The sequence below is a fragment of the Streptococcus oralis genome (assembly GCF_003942875.1).
GTDB classification, from domain to species: Bacteria; Bacillota; Bacilli; order Lactobacillales; family Streptococcaceae; genus Streptococcus; species Streptococcus oralis_BX.
Genome location: NZ_RMVK01000003.1, coordinates 119086 through 137736, shown reverse-complemented (window position 1 = coordinate 137736; position 18651 = coordinate 119086). Strand labels below are relative to the sequence as shown.

At 39.5% G+C, this 18651-nt stretch carries 21 protein-coding genes; all 21 read right to left on the bottom strand.

Annotated elements, in window-relative coordinates; genetic code table 11:
• Nucleotides 1-153 precede the first annotated feature (153 nt).
• The 21 genes from ileS to D8844_RS04260 all read right to left on the bottom strand — a co-directional run bounded on the left by ileS (nt 154) and on the right by D8844_RS04260 (nt 18643).
• On the bottom strand, nt 154-2946 hold the full coding sequence (ileS, locus tag D8844_RS04365) for an isoleucine--tRNA ligase (protein WP_125422167.1): 2793 nt from the start codon (nt 2944-2946) through the stop codon (nt 154-156).
• A 251-nt stretch (nt 2947-3197) separates the two neighbouring features.
• Entirely contained in the window at nt 3198-3992 is a 795-nt protein-coding gene (locus D8844_RS04360; RefSeq protein ID WP_042769095.1) for a DivIVA domain-containing protein, read from the bottom strand.
• Between the two features lie 16 nt (nt 3993-4008).
• Nucleotides 4009-4263 (bottom strand): DivIVA domain-containing protein, encoded by a 255-nt coding sequence (locus tag D8844_RS04355; protein WP_000028988.1) that lies wholly within the window; start codon nt 4261-4263, stop codon nt 4009-4011.
• 8 nt (nt 4264-4271) lie between these two features.
• Nucleotides 4272-5063: a YlmH family RNA-binding protein gene (locus D8844_RS04350; protein ID WP_125422164.1), complete on the bottom strand. Its 792-nt coding sequence runs from the start codon at nt 5061-5063 to the stop codon at nt 4272-4274.
• On the bottom strand, nt 5060-5320 hold the full coding sequence (locus D8844_RS04345) for a YggT family protein (protein WP_000576500.1): 261 nt from the start codon (nt 5318-5320) through the stop codon (nt 5060-5062). The genes D8844_RS04350 and D8844_RS04345 overlap by 4 nt, the downstream gene beginning before the upstream one ends.
• The gene (locus D8844_RS04340) at nt 5320-5850 is read right to left on the bottom strand and encodes a cell division protein SepF (protein ID WP_125422161.1); all 531 of its coding nucleotides are present in this window, start codon (nt 5848-5850) and stop codon (nt 5320-5322) included. The genes D8844_RS04345 and D8844_RS04340 overlap by 1 nt, the downstream gene beginning before the upstream one ends.
• A gap of 9 nt (nt 5851-5859) precedes the next feature.
• On the bottom strand, nt 5860-6531 hold the full coding sequence (locus tag D8844_RS04335; RefSeq protein WP_049505659.1) for a YggS family pyridoxal phosphate-dependent enzyme: 672 nt from the start codon (nt 6529-6531) through the stop codon (nt 5860-5862).
• 3 nt (nt 6532-6534) lie between these two features.
• The gene (ftsZ, locus tag D8844_RS04330) at nt 6535-7791 is read right to left on the bottom strand and encodes a cell division protein FtsZ (protein WP_000144261.1); all 1257 of its coding nucleotides are present in this window, start codon (nt 7789-7791) and stop codon (nt 6535-6537) included.
• Between the two features lie 16 nt (nt 7792-7807).
• Nucleotides 7808-9178, bottom strand: coding sequence for a cell division protein FtsA (gene ftsA / locus D8844_RS04325; RefSeq protein ID WP_000196345.1), 1371 nt, complete (start codon nt 9176-9178; stop codon nt 7808-7810).
• Between the two features lie 236 nt (nt 9179-9414).
• Nucleotides 9415-10119 (bottom strand): YwaF family protein, encoded by a 705-nt coding sequence (locus D8844_RS04320; protein ID WP_001055268.1) that lies wholly within the window; start codon nt 10117-10119, stop codon nt 9415-9417.
• Between the two features lie 194 nt (nt 10120-10313).
• Nucleotides 10314-10925: an NUDIX hydrolase N-terminal domain-containing protein gene (locus D8844_RS04315; RefSeq protein WP_125422158.1), complete on the bottom strand. Its 612-nt coding sequence runs from the start codon at nt 10923-10925 to the stop codon at nt 10314-10316.
• Nucleotides 10912-12285 (bottom strand): UDP-N-acetylmuramoyl-tripeptide--D-alanyl-D-alanine ligase, encoded by a 1374-nt coding sequence (locus D8844_RS04310; RefSeq protein ID WP_125422155.1) that lies wholly within the window; start codon nt 12283-12285, stop codon nt 10912-10914. The genes D8844_RS04315 and D8844_RS04310 overlap by 14 nt, the downstream gene beginning before the upstream one ends.
• Nucleotides 12286-12369: 84 nt before the next feature.
• Entirely contained in the window at nt 12370-13413 is a 1044-nt protein-coding gene (locus D8844_RS04305) for a D-alanine--D-alanine ligase (RefSeq protein ID WP_125422152.1), read from the bottom strand.
• Nucleotides 13414-13517: 104 nt separating this feature from the next.
• Nucleotides 13518-14006, bottom strand: coding sequence for a hypothetical protein (locus D8844_RS04300; protein WP_125422149.1), 489 nt, complete (start codon nt 14004-14006; stop codon nt 13518-13520).
• Nucleotides 14003-14323 carry a polymorphic toxin type 44 domain-containing protein gene (locus tag D8844_RS04295; RefSeq protein ID WP_185757662.1) on the bottom strand — a complete coding sequence of 107 codons (321 nt, stop codon included), beginning with the start codon at nt 14321-14323 and terminating at the stop codon, nt 14003-14005. The genes D8844_RS04300 and D8844_RS04295 overlap by 4 nt, the downstream gene beginning before the upstream one ends.
• A gap of 449 nt (nt 14324-14772) precedes the next feature.
• Entirely contained in the window at nt 14773-15279 is a 507-nt protein-coding gene (locus tag D8844_RS04285; RefSeq protein WP_125422143.1) for a hypothetical protein, read from the bottom strand.
• Between the two features lie 143 nt (nt 15280-15422).
• The gene (locus D8844_RS04280) at nt 15423-15953 is read right to left on the bottom strand and encodes a hypothetical protein (protein ID WP_000957423.1); all 531 of its coding nucleotides are present in this window, start codon (nt 15951-15953) and stop codon (nt 15423-15425) included.
• A 49-nt stretch (nt 15954-16002) separates the two neighbouring features.
• Nucleotides 16003-16599: a hypothetical protein gene (locus tag D8844_RS04275; RefSeq protein WP_125422140.1), complete on the bottom strand. Its 597-nt coding sequence runs from the start codon at nt 16597-16599 to the stop codon at nt 16003-16005.
• 95 nt (nt 16600-16694) lie between these two features.
• Nucleotides 16695-17321: a TipC family immunity protein gene (locus D8844_RS04270; RefSeq protein WP_049490013.1), complete on the bottom strand. Its 627-nt coding sequence runs from the start codon at nt 17319-17321 to the stop codon at nt 16695-16697.
• Between the two features lie 178 nt (nt 17322-17499).
• Nucleotides 17500-18024: a hypothetical protein gene (locus tag D8844_RS04265; RefSeq protein ID WP_000015795.1), complete on the bottom strand. Its 525-nt coding sequence runs from the start codon at nt 18022-18024 to the stop codon at nt 17500-17502.
• A gap of 85 nt (nt 18025-18109) precedes the next feature.
• Entirely contained in the window at nt 18110-18643 is a 534-nt protein-coding gene (locus tag D8844_RS04260; RefSeq protein WP_125422136.1) for a thiol-disulfide isomerase, read from the bottom strand.
• Between the last annotated feature and the right edge of the window lie 8 nt (nt 18644-18651).

Genomic DNA, 18651 nt, shown 5'->3' with positions numbered 1-18651 from the left:
AAATCTCAAAAATCAACTTAAAACGAGCCCCAAAATTATTAGATTTCTGCATCTTTGTCCTAAACTTTTTCTAGCAAAAAAGAGAGAAATGACTTCCTCTCTTTTTCCTTTTCATCTCATCTTAAACTATGAGAAAACATATTTCTAATCTGATTATTTGGCTTCAAATCCTTCTGCGACAGCGTCCGCAAAGTTTTCTTCTACGATGCTTGCACAGTGGTCACAGATAACTGCATGGTAGCTACGTTCTGCAGTAGTTGGATCGATACGACGGCAGCGGTCACATACTTCACCTGCAGCGCGTTCAACTGTAAAGGCAACATCTTCAAAGCTTACTGCACTCTCTGGAGCTGTACCTTCAGCGATGGTCAATTCAGACACGATCAAGAGTTGAGCCACATTGCTGTCTACTGCTCCAAGAAGAGTTTTCACCACTTCATTTGGGTAAACTGTCAAGTGTGCTTCGAGTGATTTCCCGATTACTTTTGCATTACGCGCTTCTTCTAAGGCTTTTTGAGCTTGTCCACGGAAGTCCATGAATGCTGCCCAGGTATCCAAGATTTCTTCTTGGTTGGCAAAAGTTTCCGCTTCTGGTAATTCTGACAATTGAACGAATTCTTCAGCTTCAAACTCAAGATAGGACCAGATTTCCTCTGCTGTGTGAGGAAGGATTGGTGTCAAGAGTTTGGTGGTTTTGACAAGAATGTCATAGAAGACTGTTTGCATTTGACGACGTTCCAGTGATTTGGCACCTTCGATGTAAACAACGTCTTTAGCGAAGTCAAGGTAGAAGGCTGATAAATCAACGTTGATAAAGTTTACCAAGGCCTTGTAGATGGTTAAGAATTCAAAGTTCGCATAGGCATCACGAATGGTCTTGACAAGCTGGTTAAAGCGAATCGTCATGTACTTATCAACTGAACGAAGTTCATCGTAAGCGACTGCATCTTCAGCTGGATTAAAGTCAGATGTGTTAGCAATCAAGAAACGAAGAGTGTTACGGATCTTACGGTAAGTTTCAGAGACTTGGCTCAAGATATCCATAGAGATACGCACGTCGTTGCTTGAGTCAACACTTGTCACCCAGAGACGCAAGATTTCCGCACCAAATTGTTTTTCAACATCGCTTGGAGCAATGGTATTCCCAAGGGATTTAGACATCTTCTCACCTTTACCATCAAGGGTAAAACCTTGTGACAAGATTTGTTTGTAAGGAGCTACGCCATGATTAGCAACAGATGTGATAAGTGATGAGTTGAACCAACCACGGTATTGGTCAGAACCTTCTAGGTAAAGATCTGCTGGGTAAGTCAGATTTGGACGATTGACCAAAACACCATTCCATGATGAACCTGAGTCAAACCAAACGTCCATGATATCTGTTTCTTTTTTGAACTCACCATTTGGTGAACCTGGGTGGCTAAATCCTTCTGGCAAGAGGTCTTTGGCATCACGTTCCCACCAGATGATAGAGCCGTGTTCCTCAAAGAGTTGAGCTACATGTTCAATCGTTTCAGCTGTCATGATAGCTGTACCATCTTCTGCGTAGAAGATTGGAAGCGGAACACCCCAAGCACGTTGACGAGAGATAACCCAGTCGCCACGGTCACGAATCATATTGTAAAGACGAACTTTCCCCCATTCTGAGTGGAACTTCACTTTTTCAATTTCATCCAAGATTTCTTGGCGGAATTTAGATACAGAAGCAAACCACTGTGGAACAGCTCGCCAGATGATTGGTTTCTTGGTACGCCAGTCAAATGGGTATGAGTGAGAAATTTCTTCCTGAGCAAGGAGTAAATCACCCAGTTTTTCGATAACAGTCGGCACAACCTTGTCATAGAACTGACCCGCAAATTCAGGACCAGCATTTTCCATCATAATACCGCGTTCGTTAACTGTTACAGCAACTTCAAGGCCGTTGGCAACACCGACATTGTAGTCGTCCTCACCAAAACCAGGGGCTGTATGGACAATACCAGTACCAGAGTCAGTCGTAACGTGGTCACCAAGGATTACCAACTCATCTACAGCCGTATCCCATGGGTGGACTGTTACGATGTGATTCAATTCTTGACCACGGTAGGTTGCCAAGACCTGAACATCAGCCCAACCAAATTTCTCAGACAAGCTATTCAACAATTCTGAAGCAACTACAAACTTACGAGATTCACCAGCTGGTTGTACCAATACATAATCAATATCTGCTCCAACTGTCAAACCACGAGATGCTGTGATAGTAAATGGTGTAGTGGTCCATACGACAATATAAGTATCCGTATCTAGAACACCTTTTCCGTCTTTGACGCGGTTAGCATAGTAAAGGGAAGTTGAAAGCAAGTCATGGTACTCAATTTCCGCTTCAGCAAGGGCTGACTCAGAAGACCATGACCAGTAAACTGGCTTGGCACCACGGTAGATATAGCCTTTTTTAGCCATCTCACCAAAGACACGGATCTGAGCTGCTTCATAGTCTGGAGTCAAAGTCACATAAGGATTTTCCCAGTCACCAGAAACACCCAAACGTTTAAAGTCTTCACGTTGTTTATCAACTTGAGAAAGAGCGTACTCGCGGCAAAGTTTCAAGTACTCAACCAAGTCCATTTCTTTGCGTTTAACACCCTGTTTTGCCAAGACTTGTTCGATTGGCAGACCATGAGTATCCCAACCTGGGATGTAAGGAGCGTAAAATCCAGACATAGACTTAGAACGAACAATAATATCTTTAGAAATCTTGTTCATGGCATGTCCAACGTGGATATTTCCGTTTGCATACGGAGGTCCATCATGCAAGGTGAAATGTGGTTTTCCTTGGTTCAATTCTTGACGACGTTGGTAAAGTTTTGCTTCTTCCCATTCTTTTTGCCAAACTGGTTCTTTAGTTGGAAGACCAGCACGCATAGGAAAGTCTGTTTTCCCTAAATTGAGGGTTTCTTTAAGTTTCATTGTTACTCCTTTAATTTAAAATGACAAAATAAAAACCACGATTCGCAAAAAGGACGAAAATCGTGGTACCACCTTTGTTCGAAAAAAGACAGGGTCTCTTTTCCTCTTTTCCCGTAACGTGGGGGACGTCCAGTCTTACTGCTTTCGGACTGGATTGCTTGAGAGGATAATCTAACCACTAGGGATTGCAGGACTCTCACCATCTCCCGCTCGCTGATAATATAGTTGATTAGACCTTGTTCTCACATTTTTTATAGGATAAGAACAGATTCTTTGTTTGCATCTTCCTCAGTTGCTGCAGTAGCTTCTACTTCAACTGACTCTTCATGCTGGTCACTTTCTTCTGTCTGTTGATTTTGTTGAGCTTCAAATTCAGCTAATTCTTTGTTACCAGCCTCGATACGAGCTTGCAATTCAGCAACCTCTTCTGGTGTGAATTGACGAGTCATATCAATTGGTTCTTCCTCTGGTTGTAAAGATACGGATTCACCAAGAACTTCACCAACCACTTCTTTAAAGGCTTCATCACTTGTCTGAAGGTAAGTAGCTGTTGGGCGAAGAATATCTTCCCAATCAGATGATTCAACAATTGCTAACTGACTTTCAATCGTAGACTTGAGGCGTTGATGGAATACACGGCTCTTGTTCTTCAACTCTTCTGTCTCAACAGCCACTCTCTTCGCATTATCTGTAGCCTGACGGAGAATTTCATTTGCCTTGTATTTCGCTTCTTCAAGCAAACGCTGAGCATCTTGTTCAGCTTGTTGAATAATATTGTTTGAACGTTCTTGAGCAGCTTGTTTGACACGCTCAGCTGTATCTTGAGCAATCAAAACTGACTGACTCAAGGAATCCTTCATCTCATCAAAGTAAGACAAACGTTCTTCCAAACTTTTGATGTGTGTCTCTTTATCGTGATTACTACGAACCAAGTCTTCATAATCACGAACAACGATATCAAGAAACTCGTCTACTTCTTCTGGGTCAAAACCTCTAAATCTTGTGCCAAAGGTTTTATCTTTAATTTCTAACGATGTAATTGGCATACTTTTCCTCACTTACTTAATAAAAAATAGAATCATTAATTGCTTCTGGTTCTTGCTCGCTTGTTACTGTTCTCTTAGGAATATCATTCGTATAATAGGAAAGACGTTCTTCTAGTTTTTTGATATAGAGTTCAGTTTCATCTTTGTATCGAATCATCTCCTCTAATTCAAAGTAAATCTTATCAAGAAAGAGGTCAACTTCTTCCTGATTGTAGCCTCTGAATGTTCTTGAGAAAGCTTTATCACTTATTTCTTGTGGTGTAATCGACATATTTCTTCTCACTTGCTTAAAAGTAGCCGGACTGTTAGTTTTTTCTTATCCTTTTTGGTCTGACCATTGTCTTTGACAACTTTCAAACGACCAAACTTTCTCACACTGATCAAATCTCCAACTGTAACCTGGTAATCACTTTTTTCAACCACATGATAGTTTACCTGGACAGATTTTTTCTCTATCAGTTGACTAGCTTGGTTTCTAGATAATTTCAAGGCACTTGATAAGAGGGCATCCAATCGAAAACTCGAAACTAAAATTTCTCGTTCTCTATAATCAATTTTAGACAAAATCCTATCGGTAAAAGGACGTTCCTCCAGCGATACAGGAAGTCTGCCAATCTTTCTTATTCCATCCTGAAAAAGAGGAATGAAATCACGATTGACAAAAATCTGTGCTCTCTTTTCATCTACCAAGATATCACCAAATAATTTACGGTCAATTCCTAGCTGGTTGATGATTGTTCCCAATATTTTTCCATGACTCAGTTGTTCAAACTTACTCGGATAGCAGATTTCCAACAAGGCCATTTCAAAGTCTGATATCTCTGGTTCAAAGTAATCTGGATAGAGAAGAACTCGAACCGACTCTGTCGAAAGAAAATCACCACTACTTTGGCAACCCAGTCCATATGTCCCAGCTAACACCCTCAAGATCTGTTCCTGATGGGGATTGATAAATGGAGTAAGCACCGGTGCATATGTATCTTCTACCCGCTTGATCCACTCTAATCCCTTATCAATAAAAGGAATATCATCTTGGGAAAAATGCTGATAAATGGCTCGATTTACTGTCATAGTAATAGGACTAGTCGTGTTAAGATATTTCCAACAAACTGAATCAAAATCAGCGCCGCCCAAACCGTAAAATCAAGACCAGCAAATTGTAGATTGAGCTTACGAAGAGGCTCAATAACTGGGCGAGCAAGTCTGATAACTAAGCGACCTAGCTGGCTTTCATAGGCATTTGGAAACCATGAAAGAAGAGCAAATGCAACGAGAATGATCGAGTAAATGCTAACCGCATTTTGGATTAAACGAATTAAGAAAATCATTATCTTGCTCTATTTCGTTTAATATCAAAACCAAACTCAGCGCTTTGTGATTCATCTGGAAGTTTGATATCTTCAATATTCACGATAACGTTGACAGGAGTCAATAGATACATCGTACTCGCAACTTTTTTCATATTTCCAGCCAAGACATGACGGGCTCCGTCCAAGTAATCAAGGCAACGACGGGCTTGAATCTCTGTCATGTATTGGAAATCAATCAAAATACTTTCATTTCCAGCCAACAAATCTACAATTTCAGTTGCATCTTCATATTTTCTTGGATAGCGAACGTCAATTGTCACTTTCTCATCTGAACGATGGCTTTGCATTGCCAATTCTTGCTGACGCGCATGAAGACGAGTAATATTTGCATCTTTTGCTGATCCTGACTGAGCAGGTGCTGGTAATTCTTTAGAAGATGAGATGGCTGGGCTAACTGTTTCCTCTTGTTGAGTCTGGTAGTTAGTCGTTTCTTCTCCGTCTTCTGTAAAATAATCTATAAATTTATCGAATCTATCTTTTAAAGACATAGCTCTCTCCTATTTAAAAAATGCTGTACCGATTCGAACAAAGGTTGAGCCGAACTGAATCGCTTCTTTAAAATCACGACTCATTCCCATGCTTAGCTCCGTCATCGGCATATTAGGGATTTGTTTTTCTCTAATTTCTGCTTGCAGAGCCTGCGTATCCTTGAAAATTTCTTTCAATTCATCACTGTCTGCCTCAAAAGGAGCCATGGTCATTAAACCAACATACTCAATCTGATCTAACTTAGCCAATTCTGGCAAAAGTTCTAGCAATTCTTCTTTTGAAAATCCATGCTTGCTTTCTTCCCCAGAAATATTGACCTGCAAGAAACACTTGATAACATGATCTGTTCTCTTTTGAATTTCCTGGGCTAACTTTAGGGAGTCTAAAGCATGAAAGTAATCCACAAATGGGATTACTTCTTTCACTTTCCGTCTCTGTAGTGTTCCTATTAAATGCCAAGTAACTGGGTAATCTTTCAAGGCCTGATATTTTTCTAAAAATTTATCAACTCGATTTTCACCTATATGACGGACACCAAGCGGAAGCAAGGCTTCCGCTGTTTGTACATCTACATACTTTGTCACTGCGATTACTGAAACAGCATCTAGAGCACGGTTGGCTTCTTGACTAGCATCAGCTATTTGCTGAAAAACTAATTCAGTATTTTTTTTCAAATTCATTGATTAACGATTTTTGAAGAATGGAGGTGTATCCAATTCATCTTCATCTTGTGAAACTGGTGTTTCGAAGCGTTCTACTGGTGAAACAACGGGATCTGTTTGGCGAACAATAGACTCACGACGCAAGTCCCAGTCTCCAAAAGCAGACGCTTGGTTTGTTTCAAAACGACGTGGGCTTGATTTAGGCAATTCTGCTGTCTCTTCCAAGTCGAATTGACGGTCAAATGTGTGTGCTTGTGGCGCTTTAGTTGATGGACGTCCAACTGGTTGGTTGTTACGAGCTCCAACTACTTTTTCCACGCGCTCTTGACGAACACCTGTCGCTACAACTGTAACACGGATTTCATCCTTCATGCTTTCGTCAATTGATGTTCCAAGCCAGATGTTTACACCTTGGCCAGCTGCTTGGTTGACGATTTCTGAAGCTTCTTCTGCTTCAATCAAGGTCAAGTCAAGACCACCAGTAACGTTGACGATGACATCCTCTGCTCCATCGATAGTTGTTTCAAGAAGCGGAGAGTAAATTGCTTTACGAGCCGCTTCAACAACGCGTTCTTCACCACTACCGATACCGATACCCATAAGAGCATTTCCTTTATTTGCCATTACAGTTTTCACGTCAGCAAAGTCAAGGTTAATCAATCCTGGGTTCGTGATCAAGTCAGTGATCCCTTGAACACCTTGGCGAAGAACGTTATCTGCTTCGCTAAGAGCTTCAAGAAGTGGCGTTTTCTTATCAACAATTTCAAGCAAGTTGTTATTAGAGATAATCAACAAAGTATCAACATGCTCGCGAAGTTCGTTGATTCCTTCTACAGCGTACTGGCCACGTTTACTTCCTTCAAATCCGAAAGGACGTGTCACGACACCAACTGTAAGAGCACCAAGATCTTTAGCGATACGTGCAATAACAGGAGCTGCACCTGTACCAGATCCGCCACCCATACCAGCAGTGATAAAGACCATGTCTGCTCCAGTGATAGCTTCCGTCAAAGCTTCTTCACTTTCTTCTGCAGCTTTACGTCCTACTTCTGGACGACCTCCAGCACCCAAACCACGAGTCAATTTAGGACCAAGTTGGATAACTGTTTCTGCTTTCGTACTGCTAAGGGCTTGTACATCAGTGTTGGCTGCGATAAATTCTACACCAGCAACACCTTCGTCAACCATGCGGTTAATGGCATTACCACCACCACCACCGACACCAATTACCTTAATAACTGCGCCTTGAGCTGCTGCTGTATCAAATGAAAATGTCATAATTTCTTATCCTCTTTTATTCATCAAACATGCTTCCGATCAAACCACGGAAACGTTCTGTTAGCTTCGGTTTACTTTGAGAACTTGCTTGGAATTCTTCCTTGGGAGCAACTGGAGCTTCCTGCACAGTTTCAGCTGGAGCTGCTTGTGCTGGACTTGGTTGCGCTACTGGATTCAAACGTTGATTTGGAATGCCAAAGTTGATTGGTTTTTGACGAAGGAATTCATCTCCTTTAACTGCTTTTTGTGCAAGAAGATTGACTTCAGTCAATTTACCAGCAAACTCAGACAAGCTAATCACATGCGCAAATGCAGGGTTGCGAATTCCAACTTGATTTGGTACATAGAGTTTTACTCGAACACCAAATACTTCTTGGGCTAATTCAACAATTCCTGGCAAAATTGCATTTCCACCGATAAGGACAATACCTCCAGGCAAATCTAACAAGTGTCTTCTTTCCAACTCTTGTTTGATTTGGTCAAAGATATGTTTGATGCGTGCTGAGATAATTTCTGCCAAATAGCTTTCTGTTACTTCAACAGGTTCTACTTCACCAATTACTTCAACTTGGAAAGTTTCGTTACTTGCAAGTGGAACGTAAGCTTCACCATAGTTCAGTTTCAAACTTTCTGCAATTTTTTGAGATGTTTTCAAGACTTTAGAAATGTCTTTTGTAACGTAATCTCCACCTTCTTGGTAGATATTAGTGAACTGCAATTCCTGGTTACGGATAGTCGCTACAGTAGTCTGACCTCCACCCATATCGATGACAGTCGCACCAAATTCGCGTTCGCCTTCGTTGAGAACGGAGTTCACGATTGCCAAAGGTGAAATAATCACATTATCAACATGAATACCTACACGCTCAACTGTCTTACGAAGATTGTGTAGAATCGTACGAGGACCTGTGTAAAGCAGACCACGCATTTCCAAGCGAACACCCATCATACCACGAGGGTCACGAATTCCTTGGAAACCATCCACGATGAATTCTTCTGGAATAAAGGTAATCACTTCACGGTCAGGAGTCATGCTCTTTGTCAAAGCTGATTTGACAACATTTTCAACATCTTGATCTGTGATCTCTTTAGTATCTGATGTTACAGGAATCATTCCTTGTGTTGGTTCAACCTGCAAGAGGTTTGCTGGAAGGCCAACGTTAACAGACTTAATAGAAATACCCGCTTTCTCTTCTGCCTGTGTGATTGCAGATTTGATTGCTGAAGCAGCTGCTTCAATATCAACAATAATTCCGTCTTTTACACCTTTACTTTTGGCATTGCTAACACCAATTACATTTACTTCGCCATCTCTATGCTCAGCTACTAGCACTTTAATCGAGCTAGTTCCGATATCTAAGCCTGTAAAAAAACCATCTCTAGTCATTACATCGCATCCTCTCTGTCTTCCAAGTTTCTCACTTCTATTTAATAACTATGTTTGGGCATAGCTATTCAAAGAATATTATAACACAAAAAATCCAATCGTGCTTAGTTTTTGATAAAATTCCTGCATGTTTTTTGAGAAAATTCTAGAAAAATTCTTCTTCTAAGAGATTATTTGAAGTTAACGTTCACAATTTCCTTTTTGTTTCTTAAAAATCCAAAAAAGAGAAGATCATTTTAGATCTTCTCTTGAATAAATTCTTCCGATTTTTGTTGTAAAAAATTTTCTACTAATTTCCCTGTTAAGCGAATTGCTATCACGATAACAGTCGAAACAATGAGATAATTTAAGGGCTGGCCGAAACTTCCAACAAGTGGTGGTTTGTTTAAAAAGCCATAATCCCCACCTACAACTAAGTTGACAACCCATATCAAGCCATTTAAGGCAAAGGTAATCACCGCCACATTCTTCAAATCGAGAAGGGAAGGTTGATAGTTTCTAAACAAGTATAGGAGCGCATTTCCTAAAAGGGCAACATGTCCGATAATGAAGGACAAAATGGTTACGTGTGGAAATGGGTAGGGATCAAAGAGTGGGTAAGCCAGTGCTGCTGTTGCTCCAAAAGTTCCTAAAAGAGCAAAGTACTGTTTGTACTTGGATGTCCCTGGAATCAAGAGCATCACAAACATGGCGATACGGCAATGATAGAAGGGCAAACTTTCTGACAGAGGCATGAGATTGCCCCAATACCAGCTATACAGAACGATCAGTTGAACAGACTGAAGGATCTGAATAAAACGCTGGTAAGCTACTTTGTCGCGAAAACGATAAGAAGCATAGAAAGTAAGAGCCAGTAAACATAACAAACCAATGTACCAGTGAAGTTCAAACTGGGGCGGTTCTGATATCTGTGTGGTAAATAATTTATCCCACAAATTCATATTCTATTCCTCGTTCATCTAGCCCGAGCAGTAGAAAAGTCACTACTCGGCCTTTTTAATTTTTTGAAAAAACTTGATTCCATGCCATGCATAGAATACTTGCGTCTTAAATTCGCAACCTATTATATCATTTGTATTGCAGAAATGCACCTTGCAGATACCCTTTTTTGATTTGTCAACTTCTCTAGCATAAACTAATCAACATATTGGTCTCTTTGTCCTTTATAAACCTGCCAAAGAATCTCCATTTGCTCCTTGGTGATGCGTTTTTCAGATAAGACTGGCAATTGGTCAATGGCAAAAAATTGAAGGTCAGCAATTTCTTGATTTTCTTGAAATTGTCCGTCAAGAAGTTGACATTCAAAGACAAACTTTGCATATTGTTTGCTCTGTAGTTGGAAACGATTGGTATCAAAAACTGCAAGCAGCCTTTCAGCTTTTGCTGTAAAACCAGTTTCTTCTTCAATTTCTTTAAGAATATTTTCGGTTGGAGAGTAGCCGACTTCACCAAATCCACCTGGCAAAGCCCAACTATCCTCCCCTTTTCCTCTAACTAAACATACTTTTTCATCCTCAACAATCCAAGCACGGACGTCCATCAGAGGAGTTGCATAAGCGGAAGTCGGTTTCATGACTTCTGCCACTTCTTCTGCATCGAGGTCTGATACCTGATTCAACATTTCAGATAACAGGATTCGCAAGTCCTCGTAGCGCTCACGGTCGAAAGGATCTTTTGTAAAGGTTAATCCAGTATCCGTAATGGCTAGCATTCTTTGCAGATACTTGGTAAAATCACTTGCATTCATTTTCTAAACTTTCTACCAGCTTGGCTAGATTCATGGAGTTAGAGCCTTTAAGCAAAATTTGGTCATTGGCTCCAAGGCTTTCCTTAACCTTCTTGACTAGGTCTTCAAATTGGTCCTCGTCAGCTGTTTTCTTGAAGTAGAAAACGTGACCGATTGGGAACATTTGACTAGCCAGCTGGCTTAATTCCGCAATATCTTCTCCATAGAAAATCACGGTATCCACCACATCTGGCGATAGGCTCAAAATCATCTGGTTATGGAGTTGGACAGACTGGTTACCGAGTTCCTTCATATCTGCTAGAACAGCAATTTTCTTGCCTCCTTCGTTGGCTGGAATAGCCAAAAAAGTCTCCAAAATCAACTTCATAGCAGTTGGATTGGCATTGTATACGTCAGACAGAATATCTGCTCCATTGGCTGCTTTCTTCCACTCAGTACGGTTACGCGTCAATTCCAGATTTTGGAAGGCCTGATGAATTTGCTCCTCTGACACTCCTTCTTGAAGAGCCACATAAGCAGCAATCATAGCATTGGTGGCATTGTACTTACCTGTCACTGGCAAATCGAGGGCTTGTTCCAAAAAATTAGCCTTAAAGGTCAGACTATCCTTGCGCTCAATCAAGTCTGTGACTTCTAACTCAGCTCCTTGCCCAAAACGGATTACTTTTTTATCTGTAGGCAAGTAGGCCTCTACAATCGGGTCAGCTGGTGCCAAAATCAAAGAACCTGGTGCCATACCGTCTGCAATTTGCATTTTCCCTTTAGCAATCTCCGAACGGTCTTTGAAAAAGGCCAAATGAGCCTCTCCGACCAAGGTCACAATGGCTGTCTTGGGGTGAGCCAATTTAGACAAGAGATGGATATCTCCCAAGTGATCCTGCCCCATCTCCAAGACCAACTTTTCTGTTCCTTCAGGCATGTGGAGAACTGTGTAAGGAAGGCCAATCTCGTTATTGTAGTTTCCTTGTGTTTTGTAGGTTTTGTAGGTTGTTGAAAGCAAGTGCGCCAACATATCCTTAGTGGTTGTCTTGCCATTTGAACCCGTAACTGCAAAGACATCAACAGCCGTTTTTTCAAGATAGTAGGCTGCGAGGGTTTGAAAGGCAGACAACACGTCGTCTACTAGAATGTAGGGATGATTTGCAACCTCTTTCTCAGACAAGGTTACTACTGCACCATTTTCAAAAGCTGTTTCGATAAAGTCATGACCGTCACGCGCACCTTTAAGGGGCACAAACAAATCACCTGTCCTAATCAAACGACTGTCAAACTCAGCCTTTTCTAACTGAACGTCCGCAAAAAGACTAACATCATTTTTAGCTCCAACAGCTTGGGCAACTTCGTGGATCGTTAATTTCATTTCTACTCCTTTAAAAAGGGTCGAAGTCCGAGAACTCTAATCACCTGGCAGTGACGGTTCTGGCTTCTACCCTCTCTTTCATTTTTATAGCAAATGCGCTTCGCGCTTGTCAAAACTTTCCTTGGCAAGGTCAACCAAATGCTCGATTAGGTCTGGGTAGCTGATTCCCATATTGTCCCAAAGCAGTGGATACATTGACCACTGGGTGAAACCTGGCATGGTATTAAGCTCGTTTAGGAAAATTTCGCCCTTATCGGTATAGAAGAAATCACAACGAGACAGACCGAGGCCACCGATTGCACGGAAGGCTGTTTCTGCATTATGACGCATGACAGCTACTACATCATCACTAATCTTGGCTGGGATGTCCATGGTAATCTTGTTATCGATATATTTGGCATCGTAGTCATAAAAGGCAACATCCTTGACCACTTCACCAGGAAGCGTGCTCTTCACTTCGTAGTTGCCCAAGAGACCAACCTCGATTTCACGGGCATTTACCCCTTGCTCTACCAAGACACGGCTGTCATATTGGAAGGCAAGTTCTAGAGCTTGGCGGAGTTCTTCTTGGTTTTCAGACTTAGAAATACCGACACTGGAACCCATGTTTGACGGCTTCGTGAAGACTGGATAAGTCAGTTTTTCTTCAACTTCAGCGATTTTAGAAGTCACATCATCTCCTTCGACAATGGCCACATAAGGAACTTGAGCGATCCCGACAGATTCTAACACACGCTTGGTCGTGATTTTATCCATGGCAAGACTTGATGACAAGATATTGCAACCGACATAAGGCATTTTCAAAACTTCAAGGAATCCTTGAACAGAGCCATCTTCTCCCATCGGACCATGAAGAACTGGAAAGACCACTGCACCTTCTTCATAGATGGCACTTTGCGCGATTTTCTTGTCCCAGTCAATGGTCTCATTGGTCATGAGACGATCCTCTTGACCTGGAGTCTGGCTAAATTCTTGCGTTTTGATAAAGTCACCTGATTGGCTGATGAAGAAAGTCTTGACTGTGAAACGATCGTAGTTGACCACACGCATCACACTTTCAGCTGAAAGGACAGAGACTTCACGCTCTGCACTACGCCCACCGTATAAAAGAATAATCGTTTGTTTCATATTGCTTGTCCTAATTCTAATAGAATATTCGTTCTTTAGTATATCATATTTGCTTCTTTTTTGAAACTTGTATCTAAAAAAGCCCTCATTTGAGAGCTGAAATTTTACCTATCCACCACTTGAGCTTCAAAGTGCGCCGGTTTGTCGTCTACATTGGTGATGGTTATTGTGTAGGACTTGTTATTGGTTACATTAAATATTTTTTCCCCTTTGTAACTGACAACAATTCCATCCCGTACTAAATTAATGTCTTTTTGATTGTTTGGAAGCTCTTCATCATCATTTTCTGAAAGATTTCTTCTAAAAAGTTTTTGTTCTTCAACACCATAAAAAATATCGCTATCCATCTCAAACCAAACTTTTTTACCTGATAATTTAAGCTTATTAGTGTCATTTTTTTTCAAGATTAATTCTGAGTAATATTCTACATCATGTGTCCGAGGATTTACTGTAAAGTTAGCCGACTCTCCTGGTTGCAGAGTATACTTACCAAGATTTTGTGCCCATAGATTAAAGAAAAAAATAGCCGCCAAAACTACAACAAGTGTTAAACTACAACCTAAATTCCAATTTGATTTTCTCTTCAAGTTCATTTGTAGCTCTCCTTATAGTCATTAATTCCGTCTTGAATCATCTTAGCATCTCCTGGATTATCTCCATAATTTCCATTAATAATGTTCTCTAAATATTTCAAAGGATTCTTATCTGACCATCCCTGAGCCACTCCTGCCCCAACTTTCAAATATGAATCACTCGATTCTAAGTAACCTTTACCAACATAGCCAAAGAGATAATTTCCCAAATAATCAGACTTCATCCCTTGTTTCCACTGGCGTCCCCAGAGTGAGAACGGATAATCTTCTCTGTATGTTCTGTTTTTTAAGTCTAGCGGTTTATTAGAATTAACCAAATCTATAAATGTTCCATTGTCTCCAATCTCATTTCCTATAGCAATCGAATTATCGACTCTTCCATTATCACCAGGGCTTTTCCATTTTCAAACTTATCTAAGATTTTCTGGTATTCTTTATGCAAATCCTTAGCTTTCTTAGAAGAATCATATTTTGCACTCTCAATCTTCACATCCTTCATCTTATGCACCCAGCTCATGTCCAAACCGTCCGCATAGTAGTTACTATCACTATCGACGAGGTATGGGGAATTTACACAAATAGATTCCTAGTAATCACTAAAAAAGGAAACTCTGAAAATGAATAGTCCTCACGAAGTATAGAACTAAAAGAAAAAAGGGGAGTGTAAAATTGGTAACTTAAGTTTTACAAAGAAAAGAAGACAAGAATAAAGCTATCAAAGTGAAAAAATAATCATTTTTTCTTCATTTTACTTTTCTAGTTTCCTCTATTCACCTGTCACCTGCGCTTCAAATCTAATGTCTCTGTCTGAAATATTCGTTATTTTTATTTGTTTTGCGTTTGGAATCTCAAATTCCCAAGATTCTTTAGATTGAAGAACTACACCTTTTTCTGATAAATATATACTATTATTTGTATCGTTTTCTTTTATTTTTGTTGGGATATTACTTGACAATGAGTAGATTTCGCTAATTTCTTGCTTCAAAAGATCATAGTTAGTCCCTAAAAGGTTTCCTTCTCCCTTCTGCCACCATGAGGTTTTCCCAGATAATTCTAATTTCCCACCAGAAATCTTAGATAGATATAATTTTGGAGTAAATTCCTTTTGTTTTGAGGTCGGAACTTTTAAAACTATGGAATCCCCTGGTTTCAAGGTATAACTCGCATTTTTGAAATACAAATAAATATAATAGGAAAACACAATCGCTACAATAGCAACTATTCCAGAACATCCTAGATTCCATTTATTAAATTGTTTTCTTTTATTTTTCACGCGTACTTCTCCCCATTCTTCGTCAGAAACTCAGATTGAGACATATCACTAATCTGCTCCAAGATCCTCTCTCCAAATATCCTTGTCGGTCACATCAACCCAATTTTTGGGGCTAAAGCGACTAGAGTAGATGGAGGTCCAGTTTACCGATCCACCACTTGAGCTTCAAAGTGTGCCGGTTTGTCATCTACATTGGTGATGGTGATCGTGTAGGGAGTTTCTTCCGTCACCCCAAATACTTCCTTTATCTCCCCTTGAACCACTATACCATCACTTTCTAAATAGATACTTTTACTCTTATCATTTGGTAAGTCTTTACGCTCGGTTTTGTCTTTTAAAAAAATTAGCTCCGTTATTGTTTGCTTTTCAACATTATAGACTATATTACTGTCTTTCATTCCCCAACCTTTTCGACCGGACAATTTTAACTTCGCATCATCTAATTTTTTAAAATGTAGTTCCGAATTATACTCTAGCTGATCTGTATTGGGATAAACTCTCAATTGAACACTTTGACCAGGTTGCAGAGTGTAATTACCAGCATTTAAAACCACACAAATAAAAACTGCCGCAAACGAACCATACAACAATCCGATGATCATTCTTGAGAGACTGCTTTTAAAGTGCCGTAAAAGTAGAAATAAAGACACAATAAATAACACGGGTGTTAGCATTTTAGTTTTCCTCTCTCATCACTATTAAAATCCAGAAGAACTGTGGCCTTCAATCCCTCCTTAAAAGAGAGTATATTTTCCAACCCAAAAGAAAGCAGACCAAAGCTATCGAATAGTAGAAAATTTTCTGAAGCAAATGATTTAAAACTATCTTTCTCATCTGATTCACAACTGTATCTAACTGATTCATCGCATTGTCCGAGCGTTGTTCCCAAACGGTCACTGAAGAACCTGTGTTACTTTCAATCACAGCTTGATTTTCACTTGCTAATTTCAAATATCTCCCAGCATGATACAACCGCTTTTCCCCATTTAACCAACTAATTTCAACACTCTTGTCTCCTTGTAATCGATTATTGTAACTGATGGATACCGCTTGATTCTCAGAAGAAATCTTACTTTCAATTTGATTATAGTCATCCACCACATAGATAAGGCCGATGTTCTTTCCATTTTCTTTTGAGGGCACTAGATGAATATGCTTATCAAGAGCATGCCAATCCTGATCATTTTTATCTTGAATCAATTTAACCATACTACTATTCACATCCATCTTAGAAAATGAAATATATTGGTAGATCGGCTTAATGATGAACAATACCATATAAAAAAGGAAAAATAGGATAGACTTACTTTTATTTCTCATTTACTGCTCCAAAGTAACTTTTTTTACAAAATATTCTTAAGAACTCTGTCATGGCAACCTGCCTTTATAAAACTATTACCTCGTCGTTCCGTTTGTTATTCGGTTCTCCATATATCCTTAACTGTCACTTCTCCCCAATTATCTAGGCTAAAACGACTGGCATATATGGAAGTCCAGTCTGCCAAGACTTTGTGACGGAGTATTTCATCTGCTTCCCTGCGAATCTCATCGGCAGTCTTTCCATGCTCCGTTAGAAAGGCTTCTACTTGAGACTGATGATAATATCTCACGCTTTTCTCATCGTGATACCACATAAATCGTTCTAATTGCTGATTGTTTACATCGTACAGGTAATCTACATTTATGGTTGTCTCTGTATCTGGCAGTCTCAAACGCATCTCTATCCCAACTTTCGTCATCTCCTGAAATCCAAAATAAAAATAATAACCTAGAGATTGAATAGTATTTGGTAAGTCTACACTTTTATAATCAATAGAATGAATAGAAATTTCTTGAGAATCGTTGTCCACAAATTTTAAACTTTTTAACTTATAAAAAGCTCGTCCTTTCCAGAGAAATGTATAATTGTGATAATCACTTTCTTCGTAGTATATTTCATCAAAAATATTATGAACTCTCTGATATTTATAGTACTGAAAACCAGAGAAAGATAATAATAGAACTATTAGCAACGAAAAAATTACAAATTTCCTCTTCTTCATCTAATCACCTCATCTCTGTCAACTCTTGATTCCCTGTTTCAATATTTCGAATGAAATTATAAGTACTTGGGTAATTTTTTTGTAGCTTATCTACGGTATCTTTTCTAGTAAAATCCCTCAACACACCCCGTTGTTCATACAGCATTGTGTTGAGCAAGAAGCTTCTTTCTCTGGTAAACTATCCATACAAAGTCTGATACATCGTTTCCATGAAATCCTCAAGCTCTTTTTGAATAATCTTTAATAGGCGCTTTTCTTCAGCTTTGGGGATAGTCACTCTCTCATTTTTATTTTTTTCATTTGTTTGAAAATAGGCGCTAGAAACTATATCCAAGTTCTTATCCAATTCATATAGTACACTAGTTATTTTACCATCTATCTCTATTTCAAAATAAGCAGTAACCCCCCGTCCACGATACGATATTTTCAAATCGATGTCTCCTTTTATCTCGATGGAAGCAATTCCTCCATCCAAGCGAATAGCTCCATCGGGAGGAATGACATAGCCCGCTTTACGGATGTCAGGCGCATATTTCCCTGATGCCATCAAACGTTGTAAGACGGCTATATTGTCCCTCTCTTCAAAGGAGGTTTTTAATTGCATATGTTCTTGATGGTTTTGATACTGAAAGTAAAGATTCAAACCAGTAGCTAAGGCAATTACAGAACCAATAACGATCAGTATTTTTTTAAGTCCCGACATTTTTCTCACCTCCTCTATCTAAGTAATCATAGAAGTCTTGTTCATACAGCATTGCGTTGAGTAAGAAGTTACTTTCTCTAAAAATCTAACCATACAAGGTTTGATACATCTTTTTCATGAAGTCATCAATCTCGCTTTGAACACTTCTCAACAAGTAATCTTCTTCGGCTTGGGGGATAGAAACAATCTCTCTTTTCCCGTTATCATTTTGCTGAGAATAGCTGGAATCAATTAAATTCAGATTTTTATCTAAAATAAAAGCTACATGCGTTTGTTTTTCATTAATCTGTGTAATGAAAAACAACTGAAAATCCTTAGCATCATTTTTGGGAGGGCTAATTTTCAAATGTAACTCTCCTTCAATTTCTAATGGATAAATAACTCCATCCAATCGAATAGCTCCGTCAGAAGGAATAGTATATCCTGCCTTGCGGATGTCAGACGCATATTTTCCTGATGCCATTAAATGATGAAGAACTTCAATTCTTTCATTTTTCTCAAAGGCTTCTTTTAAAGTACTAGATTGTCGGAAATGATTGTAAGCAAAATATGAAGGAATTGCTAACAGAAACAAAAACAATACGATCAACCATTTAAACTGTTTTAATTTATCTGACATTAGTTTCT